The organism is Streptomyces sp. 7R007 (genome assembly GCF_054850255.1).
Map to the genome: position 1 here is coordinate 12,592 of NZ_JBTWMV010000001.1, position 15,611 is coordinate 28,202.

The following is a 15,611-nucleotide window of genomic DNA, read 5'->3' on the forward strand; positions in this document are numbered from 1 at the left end:
CCTGTGCGCGGGGTGGTGCGGTGGGGTCAGGCTCCGGTGGTGGAGCCGGGACGGACGATCATCAGGATGGTGACCGTGGCCCACAGCAGATTGAACAGGCCGGTGAACATGGCGAGTTGGACGGTGTGGGCACGCTCGACGGCCTGGTGGGCGCCGAGTTGGTCCAGCAGCTCGTCCTGCCGGGGCAGTACGAAGGCGATCAGGATGCCGGCGGCGACGGCGGTCAGGGTGATGGAGGTCACCAGCCACGCGCTGCCCATGACGCCCATCGCCCCGGCGGTGGCGAAACCGAAGAGGGGCACGGCGAGGCCCACGGCGGAGTAGATCCGGCAGATGCGGTGCAGGAGGCCGACCGTGCTCAACGCGGTCGCGTCGCCGGCGGCGGCCCGGCGCGCGGCCGGCGGGAACATGCTCGCCGCGACGGTGACGGGGCCGACGGCCACGATGGCCGCGAGGACGTGCAGGGCGAGCAGGAACTTGGTCATCGGGCGCCTTTCCGCGGTGCGATCAGCCGTGCGCGGCTCACGCTAGGGATCTTCGAAGGGGCCGCACAGCGGCTGAAACGACAGGTTCCGACGGATTCCCGCCAGGCCCAATCCCTGCCTGCCCGGATGCCGGACCAGGTCAGGGGACTGGCGCGATCCCGCCTAGGGTGGCCTCATGCACACGGTGGCGATTCTGGTCCTCGACCATGTGGTGCCGTTCGACATGGCGACGCCGCTGGAGGTGTTCGGCCGCACACGGCTGCCCGACGGGCGGCGCCCCTACCGCGTCCGGGTGTGCGCCGAGACGCCCGAGGTCCGCACGGACGGTTTCACCCTGCGGGTGGATCACGGCCTCGACGCGCTGGAGCACGCCGACACCGTCATCGTCCCGGGCTGCTCGGAGCAGGCCGGCCCGCCCTCGGCCGCGGCCCTCGCGGCCCTGCGCCGGGCGGCCGCGTCCGGCACGCGCGTCGCGTCACTGTGCGCGGGCGCCTTCGTGCTGGCGGAGGCCGGACTGCTGGACGGGCTGCGCGCCACCACCCACTGGGTGGCAGCCGGCGAACTGGCCCGCCGCTACCCGCGCGTGCGCGTGGAGCCGGACGTGCTGTACGTCGACAACGGGCAGATCCTCAGCTCCGCCGGCGCCGCCGCGGCCCTCGACATGTGCCTGCACCTCGTCCGCCGGGACCTGGGCTCGGCGGTCGCCGCGGACACCGCGCGGCTGTCGGTGATGCCTCTGGAACGCGAGGGCGGGCAGGCGCAGTTCATCGTGTCCGAGCACCCGCCCGTGCCTCGCGGCTCCACGCTCGAACCGGTCCTGGAGTGGATCGAGGACAACCTCGCCGACGAGATCACTCTCGCGGCGATGGCGGCGCGTTCGGGGATGAGCGAGCGGACCTTCAGCCGCCGCTTCCGCGAACAGACCGGCACCACTCCCCTGCAGTGGCTGCTGCGGGCGCGGGTGCGGCGGGCGCAGTACCTGCTGGAACACGGCGACCACCCGATCGAGCGGATCGCCCGGCAGGCCGGCTTCGGCTCCCCCACGGCGTTTCGCGAACGCTTCCGCCGGGTGGTGGGCACCTCGCCGCAGGCGTACCGGACCGCGTTCCACGGCAAGGCCGTCGCGCCGGCGTCAGACCGCCAGTGACAGCCGTCCGCCCGGGCACGGTGTGCGTCGTGCACGGGCGGCGAGCAGGAGGGCGTCGGCCCTGGCGATGGCGTCCTCGATACCGGTGGCCCCCGTGATCGCGCACAGCCGCTCGCAGACGTCCGCCAACTCGCGCTCTGCCTCCGGGCGGTGCTTCTCCGCCTGGGCTATGCGCAGGGTGGCGTACCTGGTGAGCAGGATTCTGACGGCCTTCGGGTCGGGCACGAGCACGTGGGGCCCCTTTCTCGGGTTTGCGCCTCGCCTTCCCGGACAGACCCGACCCATGCGCCGCGTCCGCATGTCGTACCGCAATTGACGCGATATCACCGCCCGCCCGATTCCCTTGGGGCCGTGGAGCGTTGTACACAGAGCAACGATCCATGCACGAACGGTGACCGTATGAACCGCTCCTGCCGTCTCCTCGGCTCCCTGTATCTCGCCACCAGCGCCGGACTCGCCTGGACCACGATCGTCGAGTTCCGGCACGGCCCTGCGTGGGCCGGATTCCTGTTCGCGGCCGCCAGCGTCGTTCCGGTGATCGCCGTCGTGCGCGAGACGCTCATCGACGATCTGCTGCGGGCTGCGGCCGAACCGCCCCGGTCCGGCGGCAGGGCCGCCGACACGATCGTCCGCGAGCAGCTGGACGCCGCCTGCTGCGAACGCTGGTGGACCAGCCTGGGCACCGACCACGACACGACCTGCCGCCACCAGGCCCCCCGCAGCAGCGCCGCCTAGCGGGCGGACCGGGACTAGTAGGACTGCAGCTCGATCAGGCGCCCCTCGGGATCGCGGAGGTGGGCGCCGCGCAGGTTCGGACCCCACTCGGGCCGGTCGGCCGGCGCGGCGACACAGGCGCCGCCGCGCTCCCGGCACAGGGCGAAGCCCCGGTCCACGTCGTCGACGCGCAGGACCAGCATGCCGGTGTCCTGCGCGGGACCGGCGGGATGGCCCGGGAGGTCCGCGGTGCCGAGAGCGGCGGCCATGGCACCGCGGTCGAACAGGGACAGGACGGCCTCGTCGCCGCGGTCCCAGGTCGCGTACGGCCCCTCGGGCCCGCCCTTGACGAGGTGTGCGCCGGCCAGGGACGGCAGTACGGCGTCGTAGAAGCGGAAGCAGGCGGCGAAGTCGGCCACGAGCAGCCGGGGATACAGGGCGTCCACGAAGACCTCCGGAGCGTCGGCATGCACCTCCAAAAATAGTGGGTGCGCACCCACTATAGGCTCGCACCCTAGAATTCCGGCATGGATTCCGCCCCCGCCCCGGACCCCGGCCCCGCCGCGCATCCCGCGCCGCACGCCGCCCCGCCGAGCCTGCTGCGGCTCAGCACCTACCTCCTGTCCCGGGTCGGCAAGACCGCCCGCGGCCGGTTCGCCGAGCGACTGGCCCGGCATGACCTGCGGCTGTGGCACATGGCGGTGCTCGCCGCGCTCGCCGACTTCGGGCCGCACACCCAGCGCGACCTGGTGGCACGGCTCGGCGTCGACCCCAGCGACATGGCGAAGGTCGTCGAACAGCTCGCCGTGGCCGGATACGTGGAACGGGCGCGCGAGCCGCGGGACCGCCGCCGCGTCTCGGTGTCCCTCACCCCGGCCGGCCGGACCGCCCTGGCCGGACTGGACGCCGAGGCCCGCGCCCTCCAGGACGAGATCCTCGCCCCGCTCACCCCACAGGAGCGCGAGCAGCTCCACGACCTGCTGCTGCGCGTCCAGCGGGGACTGACGGACCGGCAGCCCTAGGAGCGCCGGCGGGCAGGGCCGTCAGGCGACCTGGCCGCTGTGCAGGGCGGTGTACGCCCCGTCGCGGCGCAGGAGTTCCTCGTGGGTGCCCGTCTCCAGGATCGCGCCGTCGCCCATGACCACGATCCGGTCGGCTCCGCGCACGGTGGACAGCCGGTGCGCGACGACGAACGTGGTCCGCCCGCGCAGCAGCCGGGCCAGCGCCTGCTGCACCAGGGCTTCGGAGCGCGTGTCCAGGGCGGAGGTCGCCTCGTCCAGGACCAGCACCTTCGGGTCGCGGATCAGCGCGCGGGCGATGGCCAGGCGCTGACGCTGCCCGCCGGACAGGCGTGCCCCGCGCTCGCCGACGAGGGTGTCCAGGCCCTGCGGGAGCCGGTCGACGAACTCCAGCGCGTTGGCGTCCCGCAGCGCCGCGCGCACCGTCTCCTCGTCGGCGTCGTCCATGCCGTAGGCGACGTTCTCCCGGACGGTGCCGTCGAAGAGGATCGACTCCTGCGGGACCACCGACACGAACCGCCGGTAGGTGCGCAGGTCGAGGGTGTTCATGTCGGTGCCGTCGAGCAGCAGCCGGCCCGAGGTCGGGCGGATGAAGCCGATGACGAGGTTGAGCACGGTGGACTTGCCCGCGCCGGACGCGCCGACCAGCGCGATGGTCTGCCCCGGGGCGACGGCGAGGCTGAAGTCCCGTACCGCGGGCCGCTCCTGATCGTCGTAGGCGTACCCCACCTGCTCGAAGGTGACCGCGCCGCGCAGGGCGGTGAGGTGCGTCTTGCCCTCGTTGTCCTCCAGTTCGGGTGCCTGCAGCACCTCGCCGACCGAACGGACCGACTCCAGCCCCTTGGTGATGACCGGCGCCAGCATCGCCAGCGTGGTGGTGGAGTTGGTGAGGGTGGTCAGGAACGCGCTGAGCATGACGACGTCGCCGGGGGTCACGCCCCAGACGCCGTAGTACGACACGAGCGCGGCGCCGGCCAGGACCAGCACGCCGACCACGTTCAGCACCACCCAGGCCAGCGACCCGAAGCGGCCGTTGACGAGGTCGAGGCGCATGCCCGAGGTCAGCAGCCGGCGCAGGGTGCCGTCCATGCGGCGCAGCGCCTTGCCCTCCAGGCCGTGGGCGCGGGTGACCGGGATCAGGCGGGTCATCTCCGTCACGCGCGAGGAGAGGGTCTCCACCTCGTGCCGGAAGTGTTCGTTGTGGGTGCGCAGCCGGGCCCGCAGCCGGGCCACGACGAGGGCCGCGGCGGGGACGACGACCAGGAAGACCGGCACGAACTCCGGGGTGCGCACGGCGATGATGACGAGGCCGCCGGTCAGTACGGTGAGCGCGCCCAGGCCGGTCTCGGCGGTCTGCTGCACCATCTGCTCGACCGTCTCGACGTCGCGGACCACCTTGGCCTGCAGCACACCGGCGCTCACGCGTGCGTGGTAGCCGATGGACAGCTGCTGCATGCGGGTGCACAGCGCGGAGCGCAGCGTCGTGCCCATGCGGCGCACACTGCCGTACAGCAGGCGGACGTAGAGCACGTGCAGCGGGTAGTTGACCAGCAGGATGAACAGGATGACGCCGGTGCTCAGCCAGAGCCGGGAGACCGGCGCGTGCTGCACGACGGTGTCGATGATGGACGCGGTGATCAGCGGCAGCAGCCAGACGGGGCTGTGCTTGACGGTGAAGACGCCGACCGCCGCGATCAGGCGGCGGCGGTCGGCGCGCAGCAGGTAGGCGAGGGTGCGTATCGGGTGTTCGTCCCGGTAGCGATGGTCGAGCGGTCTCTCCAACGACGACGCCATCGGCGGTGTCCTCCCAGTGACCAGGTGTCGAGCAAGCGCTTTCTCCCCAAGTCGGCGGGAAGTACACCCTCGTAGGGGGACGGTTTGCGTCAGACCGCGTCGAGCTGTGCGAGCTCCTCGGCGTCGAGTTCGAGGTCGGCCGCGGCCAGCGAGTCGAGGATCGTCTCGGGGCGGCTCGCGCCCGGAATGGGCACGACCACGGGCGACTTGGCGAGCATCCAGGCCAGGCACACGCGCTGCGGGCTCACCCCGTGGGCCGCCGCGACGCGGGCGAACGGGGCGTAGGCGGAGCCCAGTTCGCCGGCGCGGGAGATGCCGCCGAGCGGGCTCCAGGGCAGGAAGGCCAGGCCGAGTTCGTCGCACAGGTCGAGCTCGGGCTCGCTGGAACGGAAGGCCGGCGAGAACTGGTTCTGCACGGAGACCAGCCGGCCGCCGAGGATCTCGTTGGCCTCCCTGATCTGCTCGGGGTTCGCGTTGGAGATGCCCGCCATGCGGATCTTGCCCTCGTCGAGCAGGTCGCGCACCGCGCCGACGGACTCCGCGTAGGGCACCCTCGGGTCGGGGCGGTGGAACTGGTACAGCCCGATGGCCTCCACGCCGAGCCGGCGCAGGGACGCCTCGCAGGCCTCCTTGAGGTGGCGGGGGCTGCCGTCGAGGGTCCAACTGCCGTCGCCGGGACGCAGATGGCCGCCCTTGGTGGCCACCAGGACGTCCTTGCCGCGGTCGTGGGCGGCGAGCGCCTTGGCGATCAGCGTCTCGTTGTGGCCGACCTCGTGCGCGTCGCGGTGGTAGGCGTCCGCGGTGTCGATCAGCGTCACCCCGGCGTCGAGGGCGGCGTGGATCGTGGCCAGGGAGCGCGCCTCGTCCGGGCGTCCCTCGATCGACATGGGCATCGCGCCCAGGCCGATCGCGCTGACTTCGACGTCACCGATGCGGCGGGTGTGCATGGGGGTGTGACCTCTTTCGGCTGCGGGACCGGTGGCCTCCGGCACGGTCGCGGCGGGCCGCGGCGGCACGGATCGCGTTCCAGCCTGGACCGGCGGGGGGCCACAGGTCCAATAGAGGAAAGAGAACGCATTCAGCAGCCACGCAACTGAATGGACGGCACGCCGAAAGGGCTTGCGCGCACGGCGGGTCGGTGTGCGAGGCTCGGCCCCGACCGGACGTGGAGAGGTGGCGGCATGCGGACAGGACTGCTCGGTACCGGCCCGTGGGCGCGGATGGCGCACGCGCCCGCGCTCGCCGAACACGACGGGGTGGAGTTCGCCGGCGTGTGGGGGCGCCGCCCGGAGGCCGCGAAGGACCTCGCGGACCGGTACGGCGCCCGGGCCTACGACGATGTCGACGAGCTCCTCGCCGACGTGGACGCGGTCGCCGTCGCCCTGCCGCCGGCCGTGCAGGCGGAGCTCGCGGTGCGGGCCGCGCGGGCGGGCTGCCATCTGCTGCTGGACAAGCCCGTCGCGACGACGGTCGACCAGGCGCGGGCGGTGGCCGACGCCGCCGCCGAGGCAGACATCGCCTCGGTCGTCTTCTTCACCACCCGCTTCCTGGCCGAGACCGACGCCTGGATCACCCGGCAGGCCGACGCCGGGGGCTGGTTCACGGCGCGCGCCGAGTGGCTGGGGGCGGTCTTCACCTCCGACAGTCCGTTCGCCGACTCCCCGTGGCGGCGTGAGAAGGGCGCGCTGTGGGACGTCGGCCCGCACGCGCTGTCCGTGCTGCTGCCGGTGCTCGGCGACGCCCGGCGCGTGACGGCCGCGGCGCACGGGCCCGGGGACACCGCCCATCTGGTGCTCGACCACGCCGGCGGCGCGTCGAGCACCCTCACCCTGAGCCTGACGGCACCGCCCGCGGCGGCGGGGGCGACCGTCGAGCTCCGCGGCGAGTCGGGCGTGACGGTCCTGCCGGAGAGCTCCGACGGCGCGGTCACCGCCCTCGTCCGCGCCGCCGACGCCCTGCTCACCGCGGCCCGCACCGGACGCCCGCATCCGTGCGACGCGGCGTTCGGCGCGCGGGTGACGGAGATCCTGGCCGAGGGCGAGAGGCTGCTCGCCGGCGCGTGAAGCGGCGTGCGGGCCCCTTCTCGCGGAAGGCCGGGGTCAGCCGGCGGTGAAGTAGTGGCCCGCGTCGAGGTCGGCGAGCAGGCCCGGGTGGGTCGGCTCCCAGCCCAGCAGCTCCCGCGTCCCGGAGTCGGGCAGGGTGACGCCGAGGGTGATGAAGGGGAAGGACGCGAAGTGCCGCGCGGCCTCCTCGGCGGGAAGGCTCTTCGCCGGTAGGCCCAGGTGGCGGCCGATCGTCTCGGCGATCTCGCGGACCGCGATGCCCGGTTCGGCCGCGGCGTACAGCTGTGACCCGGCCGGAGCCTTCTCCAGGGCCAGCGCGAAGAGCCGGGCGAGGTCCAGGGTGTGCACGGCGGGCCAGCGGTTGGCGCCGTCGCCGACGTAGGCCGACACGCCCGTCTGGCGGGCGATGCGGATCAGCTGCGGGACGAAGCCGGACCGGTCGCGCGTGCTGTGGGTGACCGGCGGGACGGCCACCGGGACGGCGCGGATGCCGCGTTCGACGAGCCCGGCGATCTCGCGGGAGACCACGGAACGCGGGTTGGCGTTGATGACCGCGTCCCGCTCCGGGTCGCCGGTGGGGGTCTGGCCCGGCGCGAGGAAGGCCTTGCCGGTGCCGGCCAGCGCGTCCCCGAAGGCGCGTACGACGTCCAGGTCCGCGGCCGCCGCCTCGGCGAACCGTCCGGCGGGGATCGCGGCGTGGTCGAAGGCGAGGTGCACGACCGCGTCCGCGTCGGCCGCTGCCTCGCGCAGTCCGTCGAGGTCGGCCAGGTCGCCGCGGCGCACCTCGGCGCCGAGGTCCTTCACCACGGCGGCCGAGGCGTCGGAGCGGGCCAGGCCGACGACCTGGTGGCCGGCCTGGAGGAGTTCCGGAACGACGGCCGAGGCGATGTGGCCGCTGGCACCGGTGACGAAAACACGCATGTCGGCTCCTGCTGAGAAGGGGTCCGCTCGGGCGGAACCCAGTGATGTGACTCGGTAACATCACCGTAGCAGAGTGACGGTACCGAGTCACATCACTAAGCTGTACGGCATGGCCAGATGGGAACCCCACGCACGGGAGCGGCTGGTGCGCGCCGCGATCGACCTGTTCGCCGAACAGGGCTACGACAACACCGCGGTCGCCCAGATCGCCGACCGGGCGGGGCTGACCAAGACCACCTTCTTCCGGCACTTCCGCGACAAGCGCGAGGTGCTCTTCGCCGGCCAGGACGTCCACGGCCGCCTCCTCGCGGACGGGATCGCCGAGGCGCCGGAGGGTGCCACGCCGCTGGCCGCCGTCGCCGCCGGCCTCGACGCGCTGACCGCCTCCTTCACCCCCGAGCAGCGGGAGTTCGGGCCCCGCCTGCAGGAAGTGATCGCGGCCAACGCCGAGTTGCGGGAACGCGCGGTGTTCAAGCGGGCGAGCCTCGCGGAGGCGGCGAGCGAGGCGCTGCGCAAGCGCGCGGTGCCGGAGCCGGTGGCCGGCATCGCCGCCGAACTCGGCGTCCTCGCCTTCCACTTGGCCTTCACCCGCTGGTGCGAGCCGGCCTGTGAGCGCACCCTCACCGACCTCGCCCGCACGGAACTGGACCGGTTGCACGCGGCGACGGCCGCGCTCGACCGCTGACGTCCGGCTGTTCGTCGGACCTGTCACACTCGTCCGGTGATCGGCGCCGACGACATCGACCGCCGCGGACTGCTGCGCCGCGGCCTCATCCTGGAGTACGTCACCCTCGGCTGGAACGTGGCCGGGATCGTGGTCCTCGCCGGCGCGGCGGTCGCCGCGCGGTCGGTCGCGCTCGCCGGCTTCGGCCTGGACTCCCTGATCGAGATCGGCGCCTCCACGGTGGTGGTGTGGGAGCTGTCGGGCACCGGCGCAGACCGCCGCCGCACCGCTATGCGGCTGATCGGCATCGGTTTCGCACTGCTCGCCGGCTACCTGCTGGCGCAGTCCGTGTGGGTGCTCGTCACCGCCTTCCACGCCCGGCACTCGCCCCTGGGCATCGCCTGGACCGCGGTCACCGCGGCGGTGATGTTCGCCCTGGCCTACGGCAAGGCCCGCACCGGAGCGGCGCTGGGCAACCCGGTGCTGGTCACCGAGGGGCGGGTCACCCTGATCGACGGCCTGCTGGCGGCGGCCGTCCTGCTCGGGCTGGTCCTCGACTCCGCGCTCGGCTGGTGGTGGGCCGACCCCGCGGCAGGGTGCGTGCTCGTCTACTACGCCGTACGCGAGGCGAGGGAGATCCTCCTCGGCGGCCACTGAACGCGGCGCCCGGGACCGTCGGCGCGGCTCGCCCGCGCCCTCACGCCCGGGTGACCGGACGCGACGCGGTCCGCGCCCGCGCCGCCTGCTCGGCGTCCCCCTCGGCGTCGATGTGCGGCAGCAGCCGGTCGAGCAGCCGCGGCGTCCACCAGGCGTGCCGGCCCAGCAGCGTCATCACGGCGGGCACCATCAGCAGCCGTACGACGGTCGCGTCGATCAGCACGCTCACGGCGAGGCCCAGCCCGAGCATCTTGACCACGATGTTGTCGCTGACGATGAAGGCCGCGAAGACGCTCACCATGATCAGCGCGGCGCAGGTGATCACCCGCGCGGTGACCTCCAGGGCGTGGGCGACGGAGGCCCTGGCGTCGCCGGTGCGCACCCAGTTCTCGTGGACGCGCGAGAGCAGGAAGATCTCGTAGTCCATGCTCAGCCCGAAGATGATCGCGAACATCATCATCGGCACATAGCTCTCGATGGGCACGGTGCCGGAGACACCGAGCGCGGGCCCGCCCCAGCCCCACTGGAAGACGGCCACCACGACGCCGTACGACGCCGCGATCGACAGCACGTTGAGCACCGCCGCCTTCAGCGCGACGAGCAGGCCCCGGAAGACGGCGAGGATGATCAGGAAGGCCAGGGCGACGACGACGCCGATGATCAGGGGCAGCCGGCCGGCCACGATGTCGCGGAAGTCGACCTGCGCTGCGGTGGTGCCGGTGACGTAGCCCTTGGCCGGGGTGCCGGAGACCGCGGCCGGGAGCGTGTGGTCGACCAGGCGGTTGGTCAGGTCCGTGGTGGTCGCGCTCTGCGGGGACTGCTTCGAGTACACCGTGGCGATGAGCACGTCACCGTCCTGGGTGGGCGTCGGCGGTGTGACGGCCGCGGCCCCGGACACGCCGCTCAGGGTCTTCTGGGCCTGGGAGGCGAGGGCGGAGCGCTGCGCGGAGGGGACGGTGCTCTGGTCGATGACGACGGTCAGCGGGCCGTTGGAGCCGGGTCCGAAGGCGTCGGTCATCAGGTCGTACGCCCGTCGGTCGGTGAAGGAGGTGGGATCGGCGCCGTCTCCGATGTGACCGAGCTGGAGCGAGAAGACGGGGATGGCCAGCACGACGACGGTGACGACCCCCGCGGCCAGGAAGTGCCAGGGCCGGCGCTCCACGCGCTGGGCGTAGCGGTGCCAGGTGCCCTGGGGTGCGCTGCCCGGCGCGGCGTCGGTCTCGGCGACCGGGCGGCGCACCCGGTAGCGGTCGATGCGCGGGCCGAGCAGGCCCAGCAGGGCCGGCACCAGGGTCAGGGCGCCCGCCACCGCCGAGACCACGGTCACCGCGGCGGCGAGGCCGAGCTTGCCGATGAAGGACACGCCCGAGGCGGACAGCCCGGCCAGGGCGATGATCACCGTGCAGCCGGAGACCAGGACCGCCCGTCCGCTGGTCGCGGTGGCGTGGCCGGCGGCGGACACCGGATCGGCGCCGTTCATGAGGTTCTGGCGGTGGCGCGTGATGAGGAACAGGGCGTAGTCGATGCCCACACCCAGGCCGATCATCGTGGCCAGGGTGGGCGAGACGGTCGCGAAGGTGAACGCGGCGGCCAGCAGTCCGAGCAGGGCGAGGCCGCCGATCACACTGATCAGGGCGGTCAGCAGCGGGATCCCGGCGGCGATCACACTGCCGAAGCCGATCAGCAGGACGACGATCGCCACCCCGAAGCCGATCAGTTCGCTCACCCGGTCGTCGGGCGCGGGCCGTGCCAGTTCGCCGAGCGGGCCGCCGTACTCGACCTGTGCCCCGGCCGCCCGCAGCGGCTGCACGGCCTGGTCGACGCCGTGCAGGTAGCCGTCGCCGAGGGTCGAGGGCTGCTTGTCGAAGCGGACGGTGAGGTAGGCCGTGTGGCCGTCGGAGGAGAGCGGACCGACGTTCGGCTGCGACGAGGAGGGCGCCGGCGCGGTCAGCGGGTTCTGCACCGACAGGACGTGCGGCAGCTTCTGCAGGTCGCCCACCGCCCCGGACATCTGGGAGCTCAGCGAGGTCAGCGACCTGGTGCCGTCGTGCAGGACGATCTGGCTGCCGTAGCCGCCCGCGGCCGGATCGTGCCGCTTGAGGACGTCCAGGCCCTGCTGGGACTGCACGCCGGGCAGCGAGAAGTTGTCGGAGAAGTCCCCGCCGTAAAAGCGGTTCAGGGCCTGCAGGGCGACCAGGGCCACCAGCCAGGCGACGACGACGATCACGAAGTGACGGGCGCACCACTCCCCCAGCCGCCGCAGCATCCCCTTGGCGGCCGCCCGGCCTCCCCCTGGTGCCGTGCTGCGGGTGGGTGACATGGCCTTGGCCTTCTCTGCCGGCCGGAGTCCGATATCCCCATTAGACGCCTGCCCGGCCCCTCGGGCACCTCGGGTCACAGCCGCTCCGGATGCGGGGGGCGCGATGGCGTTCAATGGTGATAGCGGACCCGGTGACCGCGCCGGGCCCGAGGAAGCGATCCGGACCCGAGGAGCATCATCATGCCGACGTCACCGTCCGACGTGTCCGGGCCGTCCGAGGAGCGTGCCACCCCGGACGACCTGCTTCACACCCGTACCGGCACCGATGTGTCGGCAGAGGACCTCGTCCTTGCCTCCGGCAGGGACCTCACCCCGCGCAACCTCGAATGGGCCCGGCGCAAACTGGAGTCGGAGGGCCCGTCCGCCATGGAGAAGCTGCTGCCGTAACCGTCGGCCGGCCCGGTGCGGGGGCGTCGGGCCGGCCGTACGCGGCCGCGCGCTCAGACCGCGCCGTCGGACTCCACGCACAGCACCGGCACCCGCTGGATCAGGTTGTTGGCGAAGCCGCCCCGGTTCCAGGGCTGTTCGAGCGGCTGGGAGCGGCCGTCGGCGTCGGTGGCCCGCGCGCTCAGCACGTGCTCGCCGGGCGTGGCCGTCCAGGTGTGGCGCCAGCGGCGCCAGGCCCACGGGTGCCCCCGGTCGGGCTCCAGCTCGGCCTCCCGCCAGCCGCGTCCGTCATCCGTGCTCACCTCGACGCGCGCCACCGGCGCCCGCCCGGACCAGGCGCGCCCCTCCAGCGCCACCGTGCCCGGCCGCACCACGCGCGTGCGGGACATGAAGTCGGGGAACCCCGGCGGGATCAGCAGGGCGCGCGGGACGATCCGGTCGACCGGCTCGCCCTCCTCCCCCGCCTCCTGGCGCAGCCGGTAGGCCACCGCCTGCTGGAATCCCGTGAACGGCGTGTCGGCGACCGTGATCTCGCGCAGCCACTTCACGTGCGCCATCCCGTACCAGCCCGGCACCACCAGGCGCAGCGGACGGCCGTGCTGCGGGGGGCAGCGGGGAGCCGTTCATCGCGTACGCGACCAGCACCTCGGGCTCGGTGCCGGTGGCCACGTCGACGGGGAGGGAGCGCTGGTAGTCCTGCTCGACGCCGCGTTCGACGCCGTGGTCGGCGCCGGTGAAGACGACGTCGACGGCGTCGGCCGCGACGCCCGCCTCGGCCAGCAGCAGGCGCAGCGGTACGCCCGTCCACTCGGCGGTGCCGACGGCCTCGACGAGCCAGGGCTGGCTCACCGGGCGGGGCGTCAGCAGGGCGCGGCCGTTGCCCGCGCACTCCAGCGTGACCCGGGTGGTGACCTGGGGCAGGGCGCGCAGGTCGGCCGGCTCCAGCCGCAGCGGGCGGCGTACCCGGCCGCCGACGGACAGCGTCCAGGGCTCGTCGTCGGGGGCGTAGGGGATGTCGTAGTGCGTCAGGACGTAGTGCAGGCCCGGCGGGGTGACGTCGTAGCGCAGCGCCTCCAGCGGCAGGCCGTGGTTGCGGGTGGCGAGCGCGAGTTCGTCACGGCCGATGCCCTCGCCGGGGGCGGCCAGCCGGGCGGGTGCGCTCGCGTCACCGAGTCGATGGCCCATGCCCGCATTATCACGCCGTACGGCGCCGCGGCGCAGCCGGTGCGGAGATCGGCGGCAACTCGCGGGATCTTTCCGCCAGTTCGCGCGGGCGTTGCCTGTTCACCCTTCCGAAGGCCGCCTCCGGCCTGACACACTCCGGAGGGTGCGCGACTTCGACATGCTCGTCATCGGATCCGGCCCCGGTGGTCAGAAGGCCGCCATCGCCGCGGCCAAGCTCGGCCGCCGGGTGGCCGTCGTCGACCGCCCCGACATGGTCGGCGGGGTCTCCATCCACACCGGCACCATCCCCTCCAAGACCCTGCGGGAGGCGGTGCTGTACCTGACCGGCCTCACCCAGCGGGATCTGTACGGGCAGAGTTACCGGCTGAAAGAGGACATCACCGTCGCCGACCTGACCGCGCGCACCCAGCACGTGGTCAGCCGCGAGGTCGACGTCATCCGCAGCCAGCTCTCCCGCAACCACGTCGCCCTCTACTCCGGCACCGGCCGCTTCGTCGACCCGCACACCGTCGCGCTGCGCGAGGTGACCGGCGACGAGCGGCTGATCAGCGCCGATCACATCGTCATCGCCACCGGCACCCGCCCGGCGCGGCCGGACAGCGTCGAGTTCGACGGCCGTACGATCATGGACTCCGACAACGTCCTCACCCTGGAAGGCGTGCCGCGCTCCATGGTGATCGTCGGCGCCGGTGTCATCGGCATGGAGTACGCCTCCATGTTCGCCGCGCTCGGCAGCAAGGTGACGGTCGTCGAGAAGCGCGCCGGGATGCTCGACATGTGCGACGTCGAGGTCATCGAGTCGCTCAAGTACCACCTGCGGGACCTCGCCGTGACCTTCCGTTTCGGGGAGACGGTCGCCGCGGTCGAGCGGCACGCACGGGGCACGCTCACCGTCCTGGAGAGCGGCAAGAAGATCCCGGCCGACGCCGTGATGTACTCGGCCGGGCGGCAGGGCCTGACCGACGAACTCGACCTGGACAAGGCCGGGTTGACGGCCGACCCGCGCGGCCGGATCAAGGTCGACGAGCACTACCGCACCGAGGTCGAGCACATCTACGCCGTCGGCGACGTGATCGGCTTCCCGGCCCTGGCCGCGACCTCGATGGAGCAGGGCCGGGCGGCGGCCTACCACGCCTGCGGGGAGCCGACCGGGCAGATGCACAACCTGCAGCCCATCGGCATCTACACCATCCCCGAGATCAGCTTCGTGGGCCGCACCGAGGACCAGCTCACCGAGGACAGCGTGCCGTTCGAGGTCGGCATCTCCCGCTACCGCGAGCTGGCCCGCGGGCAGATCATCGGCGACTCCCACGGCATGCTGAAGCTGCTGGTCTCACCCGAGGACCGCCGGCTGCTGGGGGTGCACTGCTTCGGCTCGGGCGCCACCGAGCTGATCCACATCGGGCAGACCGTGATGGGCTGCGGCGGCACCGTCGACTACCTGGTGGACGCGGTGTTCAACTACCCGACGCTGGCAGAGTCGTACAAGGTCGCCGCCCTGGACGCCACCAACAAGCTGCGGCAGCTCGACCACATCGGGGACTGACCGGCCGCCCGTCAGCGCTCGGGCAGCTCGGTGTCGTCCTCGACGACGTGGACGGCGGCCTCCTCGGCTCCGGCGGCCCCGGCGTCGATGCCCACGTCGGAGGCCACCTCCTCCTTCGTGGTGTCCGGGTGGGCGCCCTCGTCCGGGGCGACCAGCCGCCCTGCGCGCTCGCCGCCCGCCTCGGGGTCGGTCGGCTCGCCCTCGCCGCCGGGCAGGTCGCCGATCTCGTCACCGGCCGGCGGTGCCGGGTCGGGGACCTCCTGGGCCAGCCGCTGGTCGAGGCTCTCGCCGTCGTGCTGCTCGGCGGCCGTGGTGCCGTGCTTGGTGACGCCGAGCGGCTTCTCCGGCGGCGAGTAGCCCTCGTCGAGGACGTCGTCGTAAGTGCGTTCGTCGAGGGCGTCCTGCAGGTCCAGCGGTGCCGCGTCCTCCTGCTCCTCGCTGGTTCCGGTCGGCTGGTAGGCGTCGTCGCCCATCACGCCGTCGTCCACGCCCGCGTCGCGGATGTCCTCGCCGCTCATGGTCGCCTCCTTGCGTGCGGTGCACCGGATCGCTCCGGTCTGTTTCCCGCTTCCGCGTTTCCCGCCTGGCGCGATCCAACCCCCGCCCCGTCCGTCCCGGGCGGCCCGCGAGGTTACCCCCTGGTCATCTTGAAAGCTCAAAAGGTGGGGCTATCATCACTCGCACACACGCAGTGACCGCCCGGCGACGC

Annotated in this window: 16 protein-coding genes and 1 pseudogene; 8 read left to right on the forward strand and 9 right to left on the reverse strand. The window is 73.0% G+C overall.

Going from position 1 to position 15,611, the window contains the following annotated elements; genetic code table 11:
* Positions 1-26: 26 nt before the first annotated feature.
* Entirely contained in the window at positions 27-485 is a 459-nt protein-coding gene (locus tag ACYF6T_RS00070; protein ID WP_461692317.1) for a hypothetical protein, read from the reverse strand.
* A gap of 175 nt (positions 486-660) precedes the next feature.
* On the opposite strand from ACYF6T_RS00070, the gene ACYF6T_RS00075 reads away from it, so the two are divergent.
* Complete coding sequence (locus ACYF6T_RS00075; RefSeq protein ID WP_461692319.1) at positions 661-1,632, forward strand: GlxA family transcriptional regulator; 972 nt, start codon at positions 661-663, stop codon at positions 1,630-1,632.
* Here the strand turns inward: ACYF6T_RS00075 and ACYF6T_RS00080 are convergent.
* Positions 1,618-1,863 (reverse strand): DUF5133 domain-containing protein, encoded by a 246-nt coding sequence (locus tag ACYF6T_RS00080; protein ID WP_461692321.1) that lies wholly within the window; start codon positions 1,861-1,863, stop codon positions 1,618-1,620. The genes ACYF6T_RS00075 and ACYF6T_RS00080 overlap by 15 nt on opposite strands.
* Before the next feature lie 168 nt (positions 1,864-2,031).
* Between ACYF6T_RS00080 and ACYF6T_RS00085 the strand changes: the two genes are divergently transcribed.
* Entirely contained in the window at positions 2,032-2,367 is a 336-nt protein-coding gene (locus ACYF6T_RS00085; protein ID WP_461692322.1) for a hypothetical protein, read from the forward strand.
* 14 nt (positions 2,368-2,381) lie between these two features.
* Here ACYF6T_RS00085 and ACYF6T_RS00090 read toward each other — a convergent pair whose 3' ends face one another.
* Positions 2,382-2,819, reverse strand: coding sequence for a VOC family protein (locus ACYF6T_RS00090; RefSeq protein ID WP_461692323.1), 438 nt, complete (start codon positions 2,817-2,819; stop codon positions 2,382-2,384).
* 54 nt (positions 2,820-2,873) lie between these two features.
* Between ACYF6T_RS00090 and ACYF6T_RS00095 the strand changes: the two genes are divergently transcribed.
* On the forward strand, positions 2,874-3,368 hold the full coding sequence (locus tag ACYF6T_RS00095) for a MarR family winged helix-turn-helix transcriptional regulator (protein ID WP_461692325.1): 495 nt from the start codon (positions 2,874-2,876) through the stop codon (positions 3,366-3,368).
* 21 nt (positions 3,369-3,389) lie between these two features.
* Here ACYF6T_RS00095 and ACYF6T_RS00100 read toward each other — a convergent pair whose 3' ends face one another.
* Positions 3,390-5,159, reverse strand: coding sequence for an ABC transporter ATP-binding protein (locus tag ACYF6T_RS00100; protein WP_461692326.1), 1,770 nt, complete (start codon positions 5,157-5,159; stop codon positions 3,390-3,392).
* Positions 5,160-5,248: 89 nt separating this feature from the next.
* Complete coding sequence (locus ACYF6T_RS00105) at positions 5,249-6,106, reverse strand: aldo/keto reductase (protein WP_461692328.1); 858 nt, start codon at positions 6,104-6,106, stop codon at positions 5,249-5,251.
* Positions 6,107-6,340: 234 nt separating this feature from the next.
* Here ACYF6T_RS00105 and ACYF6T_RS00110 point away from each other — a divergent pair, with 234 nt between their 5' ends.
* A complete protein-coding gene (locus ACYF6T_RS00110; RefSeq protein ID WP_461692329.1) occupies positions 6,341-7,222 on the forward strand; it encodes a Gfo/Idh/MocA family protein in 882 nt (293 codons plus the stop codon).
* Between the two features lie 36 nt (positions 7,223-7,258).
* On the opposite strand, the gene ACYF6T_RS00115 is transcribed toward ACYF6T_RS00110, so the two are convergent.
* Positions 7,259-8,143, reverse strand: a complete 885-nt coding sequence (locus ACYF6T_RS00115) for an SDR family oxidoreductase (protein ID WP_461692330.1) — start codon at positions 8,141-8,143, stop codon at positions 7,259-7,261.
* Positions 8,144-8,252: 109 nt separating this feature from the next.
* Here ACYF6T_RS00115 and ACYF6T_RS00120 point away from each other — a divergent pair, with 109 nt between their 5' ends.
* Both ACYF6T_RS00120 and ACYF6T_RS00125 read left to right on the forward strand, forming a co-directional pair.
* Positions 8,253-8,828, forward strand: a complete 576-nt coding sequence (locus ACYF6T_RS00120) for a TetR/AcrR family transcriptional regulator (protein WP_461692331.1) — start codon at positions 8,253-8,255, stop codon at positions 8,826-8,828.
* Positions 8,829-8,864: 36 nt separating this feature from the next.
* Positions 8,865-9,464 carry a cation diffusion facilitator family transporter gene (locus ACYF6T_RS00125; RefSeq protein WP_461692333.1) on the forward strand — a complete coding sequence of 200 codons (600 nt, stop codon included), beginning with the start codon at positions 8,865-8,867 and terminating at the stop codon, positions 9,462-9,464.
* Positions 9,465-9,504: 40 nt separating this feature from the next.
* On the opposite strand, the gene ACYF6T_RS00130 is transcribed toward ACYF6T_RS00125, so the two are convergent.
* Entirely contained in the window at positions 9,505-11,784 is a 2,280-nt protein-coding gene (locus tag ACYF6T_RS00130; RefSeq protein WP_461692334.1) for an MMPL family transporter, read from the reverse strand.
* 180 nt (positions 11,785-11,964) lie between these two features.
* Here ACYF6T_RS00130 and ACYF6T_RS00135 point away from each other — a divergent pair, with 180 nt between their 5' ends.
* The gene (locus tag ACYF6T_RS00135; protein WP_461692336.1) at positions 11,965-12,171 is read left to right on the forward strand and encodes a hypothetical protein; all 207 of its coding nucleotides are present in this window, start codon (positions 11,965-11,967) and stop codon (positions 12,169-12,171) included.
* A 53-nt stretch (positions 12,172-12,224) separates the two neighbouring features.
* Here ACYF6T_RS00135 and ACYF6T_RS00140 read toward each other — a convergent pair.
* A pseudogene (locus ACYF6T_RS00140) lies at positions 12,225-13,356 on the reverse strand (sulfite oxidase).
* A gap of 142 nt (positions 13,357-13,498) precedes the next feature.
* Between ACYF6T_RS00140 and sthA the strand changes: the two are divergent.
* Positions 13,499-14,902, forward strand: a complete 1,404-nt coding sequence (sthA, locus tag ACYF6T_RS00145) for a Si-specific NAD(P)(+) transhydrogenase (RefSeq protein WP_461692338.1) — start codon at positions 13,499-13,501, stop codon at positions 14,900-14,902.
* 11 nt (positions 14,903-14,913) lie between these two features.
* On the opposite strand, the gene ACYF6T_RS00150 is transcribed toward sthA, so the two are convergent.
* The gene (locus ACYF6T_RS00150; protein WP_461692339.1) at positions 14,914-15,420 is read right to left on the reverse strand and encodes a DUF5709 domain-containing protein; all 507 of its coding nucleotides are present in this window, start codon (positions 15,418-15,420) and stop codon (positions 14,914-14,916) included.
* Positions 15,421-15,611: the final 191 nt, after the last annotated feature.